The 17,278-nt window shown below is 62.9% G+C and carries 17 protein-coding genes; 7 read left to right on the forward strand and 10 right to left on the reverse strand.

Annotation, left to right across the window (positions count from 1 at the left end; all coding sequences use genetic code 11):
* Positions 1-102: 102 nt before the first annotated feature.
* Genes BBG20_RS00595 through BBG20_RS00605 form a run of 3 tightly spaced genes read right to left on the reverse strand, consistent with a single transcriptional unit; the run spans position 103 to position 2,129 of the window.
* Complete coding sequence (locus BBG20_RS00595; RefSeq protein ID WP_065899437.1) at positions 103-744, reverse strand: LysE family translocator; 642 nt, start codon at positions 742-744, stop codon at positions 103-105.
* A 44-nt stretch (positions 745-788) separates the two neighbouring features.
* The gene (gene fos, locus BBG20_RS00600) at positions 789-1,199 is read right to left on the reverse strand and encodes a fosfomycin resistance glutathione transferase (RefSeq protein WP_065899438.1); all 411 of its coding nucleotides are present in this window, start codon (positions 1,197-1,199) and stop codon (positions 789-791) included.
* A gap of 12 nt (positions 1,200-1,211) precedes the next feature.
* Positions 1,212-2,129, reverse strand: a complete 918-nt coding sequence (locus tag BBG20_RS00605) for a LysR family transcriptional regulator (protein ID WP_226939987.1) — start codon at positions 2,127-2,129, stop codon at positions 1,212-1,214.
* 77 nt (positions 2,130-2,206) lie between these two features.
* Here BBG20_RS00605 and BBG20_RS00610 point away from each other — a divergent pair, with 77 nt between their 5' ends.
* Positions 2,207-2,695, forward strand: coding sequence for a DMT family transporter (locus BBG20_RS00610; protein ID WP_065899440.1), 489 nt, complete (start codon positions 2,207-2,209; stop codon positions 2,693-2,695).
* Here the strand turns inward: BBG20_RS00610 and BBG20_RS00615 are convergent, their stop codons facing one another.
* The 6 genes from BBG20_RS00615 to yiaY form a co-directional block, all read right to left on the reverse strand.
* Entirely contained in the window at positions 2,696-4,027 is a 1,332-nt protein-coding gene (locus BBG20_RS00615) for an MFS transporter (RefSeq protein ID WP_065899441.1), read from the reverse strand.
* 60 nt (positions 4,028-4,087) lie between these two features.
* Entirely contained in the window at positions 4,088-5,029 is a 942-nt protein-coding gene (locus BBG20_RS00620; protein ID WP_065899442.1) for a hydroxymethylglutaryl-CoA lyase, read from the reverse strand.
* Positions 5,026-6,219 carry a CaiB/BaiF CoA transferase family protein gene (locus BBG20_RS00625; protein ID WP_065899443.1) on the reverse strand — a complete coding sequence of 398 codons (1,194 nt, stop codon included), beginning with the start codon at positions 6,217-6,219 and terminating at the stop codon, positions 5,026-5,028. Before BBG20_RS00625 ends, BBG20_RS00620 begins: the two co-directional genes overlap by 4 nt.
* A 167-nt stretch (positions 6,220-6,386) precedes the next feature.
* Positions 6,387-7,295 carry a LysR family transcriptional regulator gene (locus BBG20_RS00630; protein ID WP_065899444.1) on the reverse strand — a complete coding sequence of 303 codons (909 nt, stop codon included), beginning with the start codon at positions 7,293-7,295 and terminating at the stop codon, positions 6,387-6,389.
* Entirely contained in the window at positions 7,295-7,969 is a 675-nt protein-coding gene (locus BBG20_RS00635; protein WP_065899445.1) for an NAD(P)H-binding protein, read from the reverse strand. Before BBG20_RS00635 ends, BBG20_RS00630 begins: the two co-directional genes overlap by 1 nt.
* A gap of 109 nt (positions 7,970-8,078) precedes the next feature.
* Entirely contained in the window at positions 8,079-9,227 is a 1,149-nt protein-coding gene (gene yiaY / locus BBG20_RS00640) for an L-threonine dehydrogenase (protein ID WP_065899446.1), read from the reverse strand.
* 125 nt (positions 9,228-9,352) lie between these two features.
* Here yiaY and BBG20_RS00645 point away from each other — a divergent pair, with 125 nt between their 5' ends.
* Positions 9,353-10,369: a DUF4917 family protein gene (locus BBG20_RS00645; RefSeq protein ID WP_065899447.1), complete on the forward strand. Its 1,017-nt coding sequence runs from the start codon at positions 9,353-9,355 to the stop codon at positions 10,367-10,369.
* Between the two features lie 80 nt (positions 10,370-10,449).
* Here BBG20_RS00645 and BBG20_RS00650 read toward each other — a convergent pair whose 3' ends face one another.
* Positions 10,450-10,977: a helix-turn-helix domain-containing protein gene (locus BBG20_RS00650; protein ID WP_065899448.1), complete on the reverse strand. Its 528-nt coding sequence runs from the start codon at positions 10,975-10,977 to the stop codon at positions 10,450-10,452.
* 160 nt (positions 10,978-11,137) lie between these two features.
* Here BBG20_RS00650 and BBG20_RS00655 point away from each other — a divergent pair, with 160 nt between their 5' ends.
* The 5 genes from BBG20_RS00655 to BBG20_RS00675 all read left to right on the forward strand — a co-directional run bounded on the left by BBG20_RS00655 (position 11,138) and on the right by BBG20_RS00675 (position 17,197).
* Positions 11,138-11,920 (forward strand): aldolase, encoded by a 783-nt coding sequence (locus BBG20_RS00655; protein ID WP_065899449.1) that lies wholly within the window; start codon positions 11,138-11,140, stop codon positions 11,918-11,920.
* Positions 11,921-11,949: 29 nt separating this feature from the next.
* Positions 11,950-12,822, forward strand: a complete 873-nt coding sequence (locus tag BBG20_RS00660; RefSeq protein ID WP_065899450.1) for a dihydrodipicolinate synthase family protein — start codon at positions 11,950-11,952, stop codon at positions 12,820-12,822.
* A 172-nt stretch (positions 12,823-12,994) separates the two neighbouring features.
* Positions 12,995-13,534: an RNA polymerase sigma factor gene (locus BBG20_RS00665; protein WP_065899451.1), complete on the forward strand. Its 540-nt coding sequence runs from the start codon at positions 12,995-12,997 to the stop codon at positions 13,532-13,534.
* Positions 13,531-14,499: a FecR family protein gene (locus tag BBG20_RS00670; RefSeq protein WP_065899452.1), complete on the forward strand. Its 969-nt coding sequence runs from the start codon at positions 13,531-13,533 to the stop codon at positions 14,497-14,499. The genes BBG20_RS00665 and BBG20_RS00670 overlap by 4 nt, the downstream gene beginning before the upstream one ends.
* A gap of 127 nt (positions 14,500-14,626) precedes the next feature.
* Positions 14,627-17,197 carry a TonB-dependent receptor gene (locus BBG20_RS00675; RefSeq protein ID WP_065899453.1) on the forward strand — a complete coding sequence of 857 codons (2,571 nt, stop codon included), beginning with the start codon at positions 14,627-14,629 and terminating at the stop codon, positions 17,195-17,197.
* Positions 17,198-17,278 lie beyond the last annotated feature (81 nt).

Raw genomic sequence — 17,278 nt, forward strand, 5'->3', positions numbered from 1 at the left:
GCAAAAATGGGTGCGGGGACTACACCCCGCCCTGGATTCGAATTTTTACGGCGGCAAAGGTTTAGAAAAAACTCGCCAGTACGACGAACGGTCGCTGCCGCCTCAGGCCGGTTTGCTGCCAAACAGCCCCGGCAATGCATGGGCCAGGGCGTTGATGGCAAAGCCGATGAACATCACGCCACAGAGTCGGGTGATCAGGATTTCATGCCGCTGATACACGGTACGCACCCGCCGGGCACCGACCACGCCGATCAGGATCGCGTAGGCCAGCAGGCCGCCGACAAAGCTGAGAAAGATCAACGAAGGCAGCATCGCCCAGGTCAGCAGTTCGGCACGGCTGGACAGCAACGCAGTAAACGTCGCCACGGCCACCGGGTAGGCCTTGGGGTTGGTCAGGCCGAACAGGATGCCGTGCCAGAACGGATGCCGCGCGGCGCCCTGGGGCGTATCACTGCTGCGGTGCTGGGTGCGGATCGCGCGCCAGCCAAGCCAGAACAGGTACAACCCGCTGAGCACACCCAGTACATCAAATGCACGGCTGCCGACTTCGCGCGCGCCCACAATCGCGATCAGCGCGGTGCTGCACCACACCACGTCGCCGAGCAAGTGCCCGCATAGAAAACCCGCTCCGGCACGTCGGCCACGGGCGGCGCCGATGCCGAATACGGCCAGCACGCCCGGCCCAGGCGTAATACCGTAGATGAAACCGGAGGCGAGGACGGCAAACAGCAAGGATGGGGTCATGGGCACGACTCTGACAGACGGTGGAAAGGTGTGGTGGATGTGCGCTAGGGGTAAAACTTCATGCCGGCGTAGGGCTTGTTGCGGCAGGCCTCAAGACGCGAGGCCAGGTCGCCGACATGGGCTTCGAGTTTGTGGCCATCGGGATCGAGGAAGTAGAACGAAGCCCCTTCACTGCGATTGTCGCGCCACTCTTGAACGCCGGCGGCGCGCAGCTGGGCAACCAGCGCGGTGAAATCAGCCGCCTCGACGGTAAACGCGTAGTGGGTGTAATCCGCCGCCGGCATGGACTCGCGAAGAGGGTCCAGCGACAGGCAGAGCCATAGGCCCGGCAAAGAGAGGTAGGCCCCGGTGTCCCAGGTGGCGTCAAGTTTCAGGTGCAACCGCTCATGGTAGAAGCGCACGCTGCGCTCCAGATCGGTGACGGCCAGGGTCAGGTGGTTGAGGCCTGAAAGCATGTGGGTTTCCTGTTATCGGGGGCCTACGGACAATACACCCTGCAGTTGCTCTTTCAACCACTGCAACCCCGAATCCCCACCGCGACGCGTATGCCACGCCAGCTCGAACGCAAACGAGGGAATATGAAACGGCGGCGGCACGGTCAGCAAGTGCTGATGATCGATGTTCAGCAAGCCTCGGGATGAGACGGTCAGGATCAGGTCCGTGCCCTGGATCAACTGCGGCGCCACGCCCCAGTGCGGCAGGCTGATCGCCACATGTCGGCGCTCACGAATCGCCGTCAGCGCGCGCTCGATTTCCGGCGTGCCGCTGCCGCGCATCTCCAGCAGTACATGGGGCCGCGACAGGTAGGTGGGCAGGTCCAGCACGCCGCCTTGCGGCAGGCTGGCGCGGTCCACCAGGCAGGTGTAGTGCTCGTCGAACAATGGCGTGGTGCGCAGTTCGGCGGGCATGTCAGGGAACACGCCAGCGGCCAGGTCGAGGTCGCCGTTGAGCACGCCGTCGACCATGCCTTCACGGCTGGCCTGGATGATTTGCAGGTCGATGCCCGGCGCTTCGCGGCGCAGGGTGCGCACCAGTCCGGGCAGGAATATCGCCGCGCTGTAGTCCGACATCGCCAGCCGAAAACGCCGCTTGGCCGAGGCCGGGTCGAAGCGATTCGGCGCCAGCAGTGCCTGCACCTGCGCCAATGCTTCGGCCAGCGGTGCCGCCAACTCCAGGGCGCGGGCGGTGGGTACCAGGCTGCCGCCCTGGCGCACCAGCAACGGGTCGCCCAGCAGGTCACGCAGACGCGCGAGCGCATGGCTGACGGCGGGCTGGCTCAGGTGCAGGCGCTCGGCGGCCCGCGTGACATGTTGCTCACTGAGCAAGGCGTCGAGGATCACCAACAGGTTAAGGTCGATGCGGCGCAGATCATTCATCAGCTGCATGCCTGACATTAGAATTTGGAATTTAAATTTGCGCGACGAATAGCCTAGAGTCCAGCAAAACCTCTGGGAGATTCACCATGACCACGTTGCACTGGCTGGGATTATTGGCGTTGGCGGTGATTGCCGGCGCGGTGGTGCCGTTTCAAAGCGCGATCAACGCCAACCTCGGGCGCGGGCTTGGCCACCCGCTCTGGGCCACGCTCGCCTCGTTGCTGGTGAGCATTATCGTGCTGCTGCCGGTCATCATCGCGCTGCGCCTGCCGTTGCCAAGCCTGGCATTCATCAGCAAGGCGCCGTTGTGGATGTGGGCCGGCGGCGCATTCGGGGTGTGTTTTATTTCCCTGGCGTTGATGCTGCTGCCCAAGCTGGGCGCGTCGGGGTTTATTGCGTTGGCCATGGCCGGGCAGATTCTTGCCTCGCTGCTGCTCGACCATTTCGGCCTGTTCGGCCTGGTGGAGCGCCAACTGACAACGCCCCGCGTGTTGGGGGCGCTGCTGTTGATCGGCGGCGTGGCGTTGATTCAGTTCAGCGCCACGCCGGCCCGGGCCTTGGCGACGGCGGGCTGATCAGCCTTTATCGAGGGTGCGCAGTTTCTGCGGCAGGCCCCACAGCAGCAGCGCCGCGGCCAACAGCGCGCACACCCCGATCACGTAGAGCGCCGGGGTGGTGCTGCCGGTCAGGTCCTTGATCCGCCCCACCATTACCGGGCTGACGATCCCACCGAACTGCCCGAGGGTGTTGATCACCGCGATCCCACCCGCCGCGCCCGCACCGGCGCCGGCCAGCAGCTTGGGAGGCAGCGTCCAGAAGGTCGGGATCGAGGCGATGATGCCCGCGCCCAACATGCCCAGGGCGATGATCAGGAACGTCGTGTGGTCGGCAAAGATCCCGGCACTGAAGAAGCCCACCGCGCCGAGCACCACCAGGCCGCAGACAAACTTGCGGCGCTCGCCGGTGGCATCCGACAGACGCCCGATCACCACCATGCTGATCGCACCGCACACATACGGGATGGCCGTGAGCAGGCCAATCATTACCGGGCTCTGGGTGCCGGCGCTGCGGATTAATTGCGGTGCCCAGAAGTTGAGGCCGTAGGAAGCGACCTGGATCAGGAAGTAGATAAAGCCGAGCATCAAGAAACCCGGAATACGTATCGCCGACAGCAGTGAACCGCCATGGGTGTTCGGTTCATGCTTGGCGATGCGGCTCGACAGCAAGGCCTTTTCCGCAGAAGTCAGCCAATGGGCGTCTTCGATACGGTCCTTGAGCAACGTCAACACCAGGAACCCCAGGCCGATGCACGGCAAGCCGCCGAGCAGGAACAGCCAGTGCCAGCCGCGCATCTGCAGTACACCGTCGAGGTGCTCGAGCACCAGGCCGGAAAACGGTGCACCCACCAAGCCGGCGAAGGCTGAGGCCAGGAACAGCATCGAGGTGATGCGCCCACGGAAATGCTGCGGGAACCACAGGGTCAGGTAGTACAACACGCCAGGTGCAAAGCCCGCCTCCATTGCGCCGATGATGAAGCGCAGGCCATAGAACTGCCACTCGGCCGTGACAAACACCATGGCCGCCGTGGCCAGGCCCCAGGACATCATGATCCGCGCGATCCAGCGCCGGGCGCCGACCTTGTACAGCATCATGTTGCTCGGTACTTCAAAGATCACATAGCCCACCACAAACAAACCGGCGCCCAGGCCGTAGGCGGTGTCGCTGAGGCTCAGGTCGGTTTGCAGCTGAAACTTGGCGAAGCTGATGTTGATACGGTCAAAAAACGCGAACAGGTAACACACCATGATCAGCGGCATCAGGCGCCAGGCGACCTTGCTGACCAGGGCTTTTTCGGCATCGATTTCAGCGGCCGGGCGCGCGCCGGCCTCCAACGTATTAGTGCTCATGGGTTTCTCTCCAGCGGACTGCTCACAGGCGTCCGATTGTTTTTGTTGTCTGGTGCGGCGTTACAGCGTGGCGATGTAGGCCGGTGGCGGATGCAAGTCGCTGTTGCGCCCGGCCTTGGCCACCTGGCCGGGCAACTCATGGCCAAGCAAGGCCGGCAAGCGCCGGGACATATGCAGCAGGTGCGGCAGGTCGATACCGGTGTGAATGCCGACCTCGTCACACAGGTTGACCAGGTCTTCGGTGCAGATATTGCCCGACGCCCCCGGCGCAAACGGACAGCCGCCGAGGCCACCCAGCGCCGCATCAAAACGTCGGGCGCCGGCCTCGTAGGCAGCCAGCACATTGCACAAGCCCAGGCCGCGGGTGTTGTGGAAATGCAGGGTCAGGTCGCCCGCCGGCACACGCTGCAACACACGTTTGACCAGACGTTCCACCTGGCGCGGGTTGGCCATGCCGGTGGTGTCGGCCAGGCTGATGCCCTGGATGCCGAGGGCTTGATACGCGTCGACAATCTGTAGCACGCGGTCTTCATCGATCTTGCCTTCGAACGGGCAGCCGAAGGTGGTGGCGATGCTGCCATTGAGGCGCACCGCGTGATCGGCGGCAAAGCGCACGATGTCACCGAACGCTGCCAGCGAGGCCTCGCAGCGCATGCGCATATTCGCCAGGTTGTGGGTCTGGCTGGCGGACATCACCAGGTTCAACTCATCGGCGCGCGACTCGATGGCGCGCTGGGCGCCCTTGAGGTTGGGGATCAGCGCCACATAGATCACCCCGGGTTTGCGCGCGATGCCCTGGAACACCTGCTCGCCGTCGCGCAACGCGGGGATGGCCTTGGGCGACACAAACGAACCGGCTTCGATACGCGAAAAACCGGCCAGCGACAACTGATCGATCAGCGCGATCTTGTCGACGGTCTCGACCCAGGTCGGTTCGATTTGCAGGCCATCGCGCGGGGAGACTTCCTGCACGATCAGCGGGTCCCCATAGTCAGTGATCATTGCACCACTCCCGAAGTTTTCAGGCGTTGGATATCGGCGCCGGTAAGGCCCAGGCTGCCAAGGATGTCATCGGTGTGCTGGCCCAGGGCCGGGCCCTGCCAGTTGACGCCACCGGGGGTTTCGGAAAGTTTGGGCACGATGCCGGGCATCTTCACCGACACACCACCAGGCAACTCGGCATCGAGCAGCATTTCGCGCGCCTGGTAATGCGGGTCGCTGACGATATCCGCCACCGAGTAGATGCGTCCGGCCGGCACTTCGGCAGCTTCCAGGGCGCTGAGCACCTGGTCGATGGGCAAGCTGCTGGTCCAGTGGGTGATCGCGGCATCCAGCAATCCACTCTTCGCCGCGCGGCCGTCGTTGTGGGCAAACTCAGGGGCTTCGGCCAGGTCGACGCGGCCGATGGCGGTCATCAGGCGCTTGTAGATCGGGTCGCTGTTGCCGGCGATCACCACATAAGCACCGTCGGCGGTCAGGTAGGTATTGGACGGCGCAATGCCAGGCAAGGCCCCCCCACTGCGTTCTCGCACGTGGCCGAGCATGTCGTATTCCGGCACCAGGCTTTCCATCAGGTTGAACACGCTTTCGGCGAGGGACACATCGACAATCTGCCCGTCGCCCTGGCCGGTCTTGACCCGCAGCAGCGACATCAGCGCGCCGATCACACCGTGCAACGAGGCAAGGGAGTCACCCAGGCTCACGCCGACCCGCGCCGGTGGCGAATCCGGGTTGCCGGTGGTGTAGCGAATGCCGCCCATGGCCTCGCCGATCGCACCAAAGCCTGGGCGGTCGCGGTAAGGGCCGGTCTGGCCATAGCCGGAGATGCGCACCAGGGTCAGCTTGGGGTTGAGCGCGTGCAGCACGTCCCAGCCCAGGCCGAGTTTTTCCAGGCCACCGGGGCGCAGGTTTTCGATCAGCACGTCGGCGTCGCCCAGCAGCTGCTTGATCAGGCCCAGGCCTTCAGCGGACTTGAGGTCCAGCGCCAGGGACTTCTTGTTGCGCGATTGCAAGTACCACCACAGCGATGTGCCTTCGTGCAGCTTTCGCCATTTGCGAAGTGGATCGCCCTGGCCCATGGCTTCGATCTTGATCACCTCGGCACCGAATTCGCCCAGCAGCCGGGCGGCGAACGGCGCGGCAATCAGCGTACCGATCTCGATCACCTTGATACCGCTCAGGGGAGCCGTCATGGGGTGTACCTCTTGTTCTTGGAATGTGCGGCCAAGGCTAGAGGACAGTCGCAGGAAAAATCCAACCGTCAGTTGGCAAGGAGCGTTCGCGAAACGCGAACACACTGGTGGGCGACCGGATGCTTGAGCCCTGCGGCGATGTCGAGATCGCCATCGCCGCAGGGCTTCTACAGGGGCGCGCTGAGGTAGTCGAACAGCAAGCGGCTGACGGGCGACAACTGCGCTTCATCGCGCACCACCAGGATCAGGCTGCGGTGCGACCATGCATCGGTCAGCGGCACCGCGTGCAATCCCAGCGCGCGGCCAAACAGTTCGTAGGCCTTCTGCGGCAGGATGCCGATACCCATATTGGCCTGGACCATCCGGCACATCGCATCAAACCCCGGCACGTGGATGCGCAGGCGCAACATTTTGCCGGCCTCGCGCGCGGCGGCGTGGGTGCGCATGTTGATCGAGCTGGCGGCGTGCAGGCCAACGTAGTCGCTGTCCAGGGTGTCGGCGAAAGCCAGGGATGAGCGCGCCGCCAATGCGTGATCCGCCGGCATCAGCACCACCAGTTTGTCATGGCGATAGGTCACGCTGGGCAGGCCCTTGGTGTCGGTATCGCTGGAGCAGATGCCCAGGTCGGCGACGCCATCCAGCACGCCCTGGACCACGCCGTTGCTGGGGCGCTCTTCAAGGTCGGTCTTGACTTCGGGGTGCAGTTCGGAAAAATCGCGCAGGTCTTCCGGAAGGAACTCAATGATCGCCGACAAATTGGCCAGCATCCGCACGTAACCACGCACACCGTGGCTGTGCTCACCGAGTTCCAGGCCCATTTTTTCCACGTTGAACAGCATCTGCCGCGCATGGTGCAACAGGGTCTCGCCGGCCGCGGTCAGGTCCATGCCCTTGGCCCGACGTACGAACAGGCTCACGCCGAGCACCTGCTCCAACTCCATCAGGCGCTTGCTGGCAGCCGACACCGCGATGGCTTCGCGGGCCGCGGCGCGGGTCAGGGTGCCCTCCTCGAACACCGCGACGAACAGTTGCAGGGTGATCAGGTCCAGGCGGCGCACCAGGCTCTTGTGCAACATCAGCCGCGCTCGGACGCCAGGCGATTGATCTCGGCCTGCTCCACTACCGGCTGTGGCGCGCCATGGCGCACCGCCGCCAGCATGGCCCGGCCGACAGTTTCAGTACTGACCACCCAACCCGGCTTGAGCCGACGCACAGACGACAGCAACGGCCCGAGCACGGAGTAAAACGCCTGATACAACGGCGTCTTCGAGCGCACCCCATGCAACGGCTGGATGATCCCCGGCCGGAACAGGTAAACCGCCTTGAACGGCAGGCGCAACAAGGCATTCTCGGTCTTGCCCTTGACCCGCGCCCACATCGACTTGCCGGCCTCGGAACTGTCCGTCCCGGCACCGGACACGTAAATGAAGGTCATCTGCGGATTGAGCCGTGCCAGGGTGCTGGCGGCAACGAGGGTGAGGTCATAGGTGAGGTGGGTGTAGCGGGTTTCATTCATACCCGCCGAGGACACCCCGAGGCAGAAAAAGCACGCGTCAAAGCCTTGCAGCAAGTTTTCCAACGGCTGGAAATCCAGCATATCGCTGTGCAACACCTGATGCAGCTTGCCATGCTCCTGGGTGAGCGGCGTGCGCCCGACGGCGACCACTTCCTGCACGTCAGGGGCAAGCAGGCACTCGCGCAGGACGCCCTGGCCGACCATGCCGGTGGCACCGAATAACAGAACTCTCATAAGGGGGACCTCAGCGGCAAGCCGCAAGCTTCATGCTCAAGTTGAATGCAGTGCGAGCCTCACACCTTAACAGCTTGTAGCTTAACGCTTGCAGCTTGTGGCTGCCCCGTCAGAACGCGCTGCGAAAGATCTCCTCGATCTGACGCTGATCCGCCCGGCGCGGGTTGGTCAGCCCGCACGCGTCCTTCAACGCGTTAGTGGCCAACAGCGGAATGTCCTGCAACTTGGCGCCCAGCTCGCGCAGCCCGGCGGGGATTTCGACGTCCAGGGACAGCGCACGAATCGCGGCGATGGCGGCCTGGGCGCCCTCTTCGTCCGTGCTGCCTTTGACATCCGCTCCCAGCGCGCGGCCGACGTCGCTCAAGCGCTTGGCGCTGACGCTGGCGTTGAAGCTTTGCACGTGGGGCAACAGCACCGCGTTACACACGCCATGGGGCAGGTCGTAGAGGCCGCCCAACTGGTGGGCCATGGCGTGCACGAAACCCAGGGACGCGTTGTTGAACGCCATGCCCGCCAGGAACTGAGCGTACGCCATGTTTTCCCGTGCGGCATTGTCGCTGCCGTCGCGTACGGCCAGACGCAGGTTGGCGCTGATCAGCTCGATGGCCTTGATCGCGCAGGCGTCGGTGATCGGCGTGGCAGCAGTGGACACATAGGCTTCGATGGCGTGAGTCAGGGCGTCCATGCCGGTGGCGGCGGTGAGGCCCTTGGGCATGCCGACCATCAGCGCCGGGTCGTTGACCGACAGCAGTGGCGTGACGTTGCGGTCGACGATGGCCATTTTCACGTGGCGGCTTTCGTCGGTGATGATGCAGAAACGGGTCATCTCGCTGGCGGTGCCGGCGGTGGTGTTGATGGCCACCAGCGGCAGTTGCGGCTTGCTCGATCGGTCGACGCCTTCGTAGTCGCCAATATGCCCGCCGTTGGTGGCGCACAGCGCGATGCCCTTGGCGCAGTCATGGGGCGAGCCGCCGCCCAGGGACACGACGAAATCGCAGGCGCTCTGTTGCAGCAGCGCCAGGCCGTTCTCGACGTTTTCCACATTGGGGTTGGGCTTGGCGCCGTCGTAGATCACCGAGTCGATGTCCTGCATCGCCAATTTCTCGGCGATCATGCTGGCCACGCCCGCCTTGGCCAGGCCGGCGTCGGTGACAATCAGTGCCTTGCGAAAACCGTAGTTGCGGATGGCGGTCATGGCTTCGTCGAGGCAATCGGTGCCCATGATGTTGACGGCGGGAATGAAGAAGGTGCTGCTCATGGCGAATCCTCGGATGACGTTTATGCCTACAGCATCGACTTCACCCGCCTGCGGCATCTTGATCAGGATCAACGCCGGCTCGTGATAAAGTCACCGTCCAGCCGAATTCGAGTAGACCCGCCGCAATGAAGGATTTCCAGGATATTGACGCCCACCTTGAAGACTGGAGCGCACTGCGCAGCCGCACTGCCTTCAGCGGGATTCTGATCGGCAACGGCGCCAGCCGCACGATTTGGGAAGACTTCGCCTACGACTCGCTGTTCGAAAACGCACGCACCGTCGAAGAAAAACCCCTCGGCCAGTCCGAACTCAGCGTGTTCGACGCCCTGCAAACCCGCAGCTTCGAACAGGCCCTTGGCGCGTTGAAGACCACCAGCCGGGTCAACAAGGCCCTGGCAGTCAGCTCGGCGGCACCGCGCAATCGCTACTACGCGATCAAGGAAGCGCTGATCAATACCATCCACGCGGTGCACATTCCGTGGCGCCTGGTGCAGCCGTCGACGCTGGCGACGATCAACGCGGAGCTGGCGCAATACACCACGGTGTTTACCAGTAACTACGACTTGCTCAACTACTGGGCGATCCTGCACACGCCAGGCATCGACGACCTGTTTCGCAGCGCCGACTCAAGCTTCGACCTGCGCAACACGCGCACCGAGGCCACGCGCATTCTGTACCTGCACGGTGGCCTGCACCTGGTGCGCAACCTCGATGGTACCGCGCGCAAATTGCCGACCACCGACAGCACCCTGCTGAGCAGTTTTGCGATCAATAACACGATCAAGACCCTCGACGATGTGCCGCTGTTCGTCAGCGAAGGCACGGTAGACGAGAAGCTCAAGACCATCCGCAGCTCGGATTACCTGTCGTTCTGCTATGAGCAACTGCTGACCCATGAAGGCGCGCTGTGCCTCTTCGGCCACGACCTCGGGCCGCAGGATAAACACTTGGTGGATGCGATTCGCCAAGCCCCGGTGACCACGCTGGCAATCTCGGTATCGGGGCGCAGCGACGGGTTTATTCGCCAGCAGAAGCGGCGGTACTCGGAGCTGTTTGATGGGTCGGGCGTGGCGCTGGAATTCTTTGCGGCGCGCACCCATCCGCTGGGCAATCCTGCGCTGTCAGTCCCGGTCGAACGCTGACTTTCCGGGCGACTTCGATCAAATACAGGCGCTGGCTTGCCAGCGTCCACCATGCGCGTGTTCACAACAGCCAAGTGACGTCAGTCCTGCGCGCTGTGCACCACCACCAGCAATTGCGCCTGCACCGGCCCCACCGAGCGCAGGCGGTGGGGCTTCTGCGCATTGAAGTGCAGCGCATCGCCACGCTCGAGGATCACGCGCTCAGTCATGAAATCCACTTCGACCTGGCCTTCATGCACAAACAGAAACTCCTCCCCCACGTGCTCCTTGAAGCTCTTGTCGGTGAATTCCGCCGGCGGGTAGATGATGAAGGGCAGCAGGCTGCGCTCGCTGACCTGATGGGCGAGCACCGCGTAACCGGGCGCCGTGTCGGGCCGTTCATGGCTGCGCACCAGGCTGTAGCTGTCGAGGCTGACGCTGTCTTCGCTGAACAGCTCTTCGACTTTCACGTTCAGCGCCTTGGCCAGTTTCAGCGCGGCGGCAATCGACGGCGTGTTGAGGCCGCGCTCAACCTTGGACAGGTAGCTCTTGGTCATCCCGGACTTTTCAGCCAGGCTCTCCAAGGTTACGCCAAGTTTTTTTCTCAATAATTTCAAACGGATAGACATGTTCCGCGGTTAATCCATGCAGGAAGCGATGAGCTGTGCTTGCCAATGACACTTTGTGTCATATAGCATCTTTAGTGTCATTTGCGTTCACCCAGCGACCTTGCGAGCAGCGGGAGACCAGCAAACCAGACGTCCATTGAACCACCCAAAGGACACCGATATGGCCAAGACATTAGCACTCCCGAAAGACCAGCTGGTCAAGCAAGCGCTGATCCAGATGCAAAATACCCTGGCGGATAATACGTGGACCGTGCGGCAAAAGCTGGCGCTGACCTGCCGTATCCTGTTCGAGCACGGCCACGACTCGGGCCTCGCCGGGCAGATCACTGCGCGCGGGCCCGAACACGGCACCTATTACACCCAGCAATTGGGGCTGGGCTTCGATGAGATCACCGCCAGCAACCTGCTGTTGGTAAACGAGGACCTTGAAGTGCTGGAAGGCCACGGCATTCCCAACCCGGCCAACCGTTTCCACAGCTGGGTCTACCGAGGGCGCCCGGATGTGAACTGCATCATTCACACGCACCCCACGCATATCGCCGCGCTGTCGATGCTGGAAGTACCGCTGCAGGTGTCCCACATGGACCTCTGCCCGCTGTACGAAGACTGCGCGTTCCTCGAGGCCTGGCCAGGGGTGCCGGTGGGCAACGAAGAAGGCGAAATCATCACCGCGGCACTCGGTGACAAACGCGCGATCCTGCTTTCGCACCACGGCCAGTTGTCGACCGGCGCGAGCGTCGAGGAGGCCTGCGTGATTGCACAGTTGATCGAGCGCGCCGCCAAGCTGCAGTTGCTGGCGATGGCGGCCGGCACGATCAAGCCGATCCTGCCGGAGCTGGGGCGCGAGGCCCACGACTGGATCTCCCGGCCCAAGCGCCATGGCGCCGCGTTCAATTACTACGTGCGACAGAACCTGCGCCAGCACGCCGATTGCCTGAACTGACCCGCCCCTTTTCTGACAGGAGACTTCCCATGTCCAGCCCCGATATTCACGGCATCATCGGCTACACCATTACCCCATTCAGCGCTGACGGTAAGCGCATCGACCTCGACGCCCTCGGTCGCTCCATCGACCGCTTGATCGACGCCGGCGTCCATGCCATCGCGCCCCTGGGCAGCACCGGCGAAGGCGCTTATCTGAGCGATGCCGAGTGGGATGAAGTCAGCGCCTACAGCCTGGCAAAAATTGCCCGGCGGGTACCGACTGTGGTCAGCGTCTCGGACCTGACCACCGCTAAAGCCGTGCGGCGCGCCCGTTACGCCGAGGCAAATGGCGCCGATGTGGTGATGGTGCTGCCAGCCTCGTACTGGAAACTCAGCGAAGCGGAAATCCTCGCCCACTACGCTGCGATTGGCGACAGCATCGGCGTGCCGATCATGCTCTACAACAACCCCGCCACCAGCGGCACGGACATGTCGGTGGATTTGATCCTGCGGATCGTCAAGCACGTGGAGAACGTGACGATGGTCAAGGAGAGCACCGGCGATATTCAACGCATGCACCAATTACGGCGCCACAGCGACGTGCCGTTCTTCAACGGGTGCAACCCGCTGGCACTGGAAGCCTTCGTGGCGGGTGCCAAAGGCTGGTGCACCGCAGCGCCAAATCTGATCCCACAGCTCAACCTGGCTTTGTACGACGCGGTGCTGGCGAATGATCTGACCCAGGCGCGGGAACTGTTCTACCGCCAACTGCCGCTGCTGGAGTTCATCCTCAAGGGCGGACTACCGGCAACGATCAAGGCCGGCTTGCGCCTGACCGGGCTGGAAGCCGGCGATCCACGGTTGCCGGTGTTCCCGTTGAGTGAAGCCGGGATCGAGCAACTAAAGACATTGCTGCGCTGACCCTGTAGGAACCGGCTTGCCGGCGATAGCGCTCTCGCAGTCAACATCAACATCGACTGCCTCGACGCGATCGCCGACAAGCTGGCGTCGACAATTAAACCAAGACAAATGACAATAATTCTCGATATCATTCGAGGCATTTCTACGCCGTGCTTCGTCACGAAGGATATCCATGTCTCGTCCCAAGCCCGACCCGCTGTCGGCCGATGCTTTTCGCGGGTTTTATGCAGATATTCTGCATTTCCTGCGCAAACGCACGGACAACGCCAGCGACGCGGCGGACATGACCCAGGATGTCTTTACCCAGTGGCTGGACTACCGCGACCGGGCCAAGGTCGAGCAGCCACGGGCCTTTCTGTTCCAGATGGCGCGCAATCTGCTGCGTGATCACTGGCGCAGACAGAAGGTACGGCACACCGCCCATTCCGATCAGGCCGACAGGGACGCCGAACCGGTCACCGACGAGCAAAACGATCCCATGGCCGCCGCGCAGCGCTTGCAACGCCTGGAACAGTTGAAAGAAGTCCTCGCCGAACTCTCGCCGCGCCGGCGAGAAGCCCTTATGCTGCACCGCTTCGAAGGCTTGAGCCAGGCGCAGATCGCCGAGCGCATGGGCATTTCGACGAGCATGGTGGAAAAGCACATCGCTTTTGCCCTGCTGCATTGCAAGCGACGCCTTCAATCAGACCCCGGCACGGAGCAGCCAGAATGAACCGCCTGAGCGACACCGACGCCCTGGATATCGAAGCGAGTGACTCCATCGATGCCCAAGCCGCCAGCTGGTTTGCACGCAACCGTAATGACGCGAGCCGTGCCGACCGCAAGGCGTTTGCCGCCTGGCATGCGGTTGCGGCGCATGCTCGCGCCTATGCCGAGTTCGAGCAACTGTGGGCCGACCTGGCACAGTTGCAGCAACTGAACAAACCGGTGCCCCTGCCCAAGCGCAAACCGTCGGTGTGGCGCCCTGCCCTGGCCGTCGCCGCCGCAGTGTTGTGCGCCGTGCTGGCCACGCATATCGGCGCGCCCCGCGAGCTGTATCACACGCAAGTGGCGGCCCATGCCAAGGGCATGCGCACCTTCAACCTGCCCGACGGCAGCACGCTGTATGTAAATGCCAACACGCGCCTGCGTGTGGACTTCACCGCGCACCAGCGCATCGTGCACTTGGACAAGGGCCAGCTGTATATCGAGGTGGCCGCCGACAAGGAGCGGCCGCTGTTCGTGCAGGCCGGCGAGGCCAATGTGCGGGTGGTCGGCACCGGCTTCGATGTACGCCGCAGCCAACAGCAACTGGTGGTCAGCGTCGCCCACGGCAAGGTAGCTTTCGAGCCGGACGCAAAGAGCCCGGTGACCCTGCTCGGCGCCCAGCAGCGCGCCACCTACAGCTACGCCAAGGGCACCGTGCAGCAACAAACCCTCACCGCCGAAGAAGTGGCCGACTGGCGCAGCGGGCACTTGTCGTTTCGCAACCGCGAACTGGCCAGCCTGATCGATGAACTGAGTCTCTACCGTCCCCAGGCGCCGTTGCAGGTCAGCAATGCGGTGGCGCAACTGAAGGTCTCGGGCAACCTCGATGTCAACGACCCGGACGCCCTGCTCAATGCCTTGCCCGCCTTGCTGCCAGTGAAAACCGTGGCCTCGGCCGATGGCATCGTGCGGATCGAGCCCAGCAAATAACCCTCGAAACAGTACTTGAGAATATTTTTCATTCGCAGGTGTGGATTTTTTTGCCTGCCCCGTCTTCCTCCGGTCTGCGTTTGATACGCACGCATTTTTCGGCCACTTGGCCACACCGGGGGATTTCATGTTTCGCGCGCCTTGCCACGCTTCGCACCTGTTTCTTCGACCGACCGTCATTGCCACCTGCCTGGCCTTCAGCCTCAGCGCCCAGGCCGAGTCGTTCAAGCTGCAACTGCCCGCCCAGTCGCTGGCCACGTCGCTGAGCCAAGTGGCGCAGCAGGCGAAGATCCAGCTGTTGTTCGATGAAGCACTGCTCAAGAACGTGCAGGCACCGGCGCTCAACGGTGAGTTCAGCCCGGAAGTGGCGATTCGCACCCTGCTGAAAAACGGCGAGTTCATCCTGATCAGGGTCGGCAGCACTTACGTGGTAAAGCCCGAAGAGGCAAAAACCACCCAGAGCGGCGCGATCCAGCTGGAAGCCCTGAGCGTGATCGGCACCGGCAACGAGGTCGACTCCAGCACCGTCGGGCGCTCCACCTTGAGCCAGGCCGATATCGACCGCTACCAGCCCGACAACATCCCTTCGCTGCTGCAGACCTTGCCGGGAGTGTCCATGGGCGGCTCGCCCAAGCCCGGTGGCCAGACCATCAACATTCGCGGCATGGGCGATGCCGAAGATGTGCCAATGACCGTGGATGGCGCGACCAAAAGCGGCTTCGAGCGCTACCAGCAAGGCACGGTGTTCATCGAACCCGAGCTGATCAAAAGCATTGAGGTGGAGAAAGGTCCGTATTCGCCGTTCAACGGCAACGGCGGTTTCGGCGGCACGGTCAACATGATCACCAAGGATGCACCGGACCTGCTCAAGGATGGGCGTAACGCCGGGGCGATGGCCAAGTACGGCTACTCCAGCAACACCCACGAACAGGTGTACACCGGCGCAGTGTATGGCCGCACCGACGACGGCCGCATGGATGGCCTGATCTACCTGACCAAACGCGACGGCGATGACTTGAAGCTCGCCGGCACCCCGCCCGACCCACGCAACGAATACCCGATCAACCCCAAGCGCCTGCCCAACAGCGCGCAGGATGTAGAAGGCGAGCTGCTCAAGTTCAACGCGCACTTCACCGACGAGCACAGCATGGGCCTGTCCTATTCCAGCGCCAGAAGCGAGCGCATGGCGCCGTTCTCGGCTAAAACCTACCCGTCGCCGCCGACGCAATCAGCCATCGACCGATATGGCTACGAAGGCGCACTGAAACGCTTTCTGGCCGACCGCGAAACCGTGGACACCACCTGGTCGGGCAAGTACGAATACCAGCCGTTGAACAACCCGCTGATCGACTTGAAACTCAGCTACTCGTTCTCCAAGACCGATCAAACCGACGAGCGCGCCGAGAATGCGGTGATCAGCCTGGCCACCGGCGGGCGCAAGATGGAAACGTCTTACACCGACCGCATCCTTGAGCTGCGCAACATCAGCCTGTTTACCACCGGCCCGCTGGAGCACGCCGTGACCACCGGCGTGCAGGTGCGCAAGCACGATCGCGAAACCGAAAGCTGGATGCCGGGCGCGACCTACAACACCGCTAGATACAACTATGGCCATTTCCAGCCGTACTTCATGCCCCACGGCAAAGTCGACACCAACGCGTTCTACCTGCAGGACGCCGTGACACTTGGCGACGTCACCCTCACGCCGTCCCTGCGCTATGACCACGTGCGCAACCGCGGCGAAGCCAACGATGCGCCGTACTACAGCAGCCCGGACCCACGTGTCGGCCATGACTACAGCGACCGCACCTACACCGGTTGGTCGCCACGCCTGGCAGCCTTCTGGAACGTGACCCCGGATGTCGCCTTCTTCGCCAGCTGGAACCGCACCTGGCGCGCGCCGGTCATCGATGAGCAGTACGAGGTGCAAGGCTCTGCCAGCACGCGCAGCGCCACCAGCCTCAACCTCGACCCGGAGCGCATCACCGCGATTACGGCGGGCAACGTCACGCACTTCTCCGGCGTCTTCACCCGCGATGACAACCTGCAGCTGCGCACCACGCTGTTTCACAACCGCATCGAAGACGAGATCATGAAGGCCACCGGCCTCGGCTGCGAACGGCAAATGACCGTGCCGGGCAGTATCGATGCGGTGTGCACCGACGCGGCGTCCAGGACCAACTATCGCAACGTGGGCGGCATGACCATCAAGGGCTTCGAGCTGGAAAGCTACTACGACTCGACGTACGTGTTCGGTTCCCTGACTTACTCCTGGGCTACAGGTAAACGAGATAACCCCTACACCAACCCTTGGGCTACCGACCGGCACGTGTGGGCACGGGATATTCCACCGGCCAAATGGGTGGTAGTCCTCGGCACCAAGATCCCGAGCTGGGACGCCCAAGTGGGCTGGCAGGGCCAGTTCGTGCGCAAGACCGATCGCGTGCCTACCGACATCTATCCTGGCGGCTTCAACTCCACCATTGGCGACTTTATCTACGACCAGACCGAGAACCCCAGCTACGACACCCAGGGCCTTTTCGCCAACTGGAAACCGCAGCAGGCGGGCCTTAAAGGCACCGAGATCAACTTCACCGTCGATAACCTGTTCAACCGCAGCTACCAGCCAGCACTCAGCGGCGACGGTGTCTACAGCGAAGGGCGCAACGCCAAGATCAGCATCACGCGGTTCTTCTGAACCTGTAGGCGGCGGCGTGCCGGCGATGCGGGCGACTCGGTTTACCCGCGAAACAGCAGCCATCCCATCGCCGTCTCGCTC

Origin of the sequence: Pseudomonas aylmerensis, from assembly GCF_001702265.1 — a bacterium.
Taxonomy (GTDB): Bacteria; Pseudomonadota; Gammaproteobacteria; order Pseudomonadales; family Pseudomonadaceae; genus Aquipseudomonas; species Aquipseudomonas aylmerensis.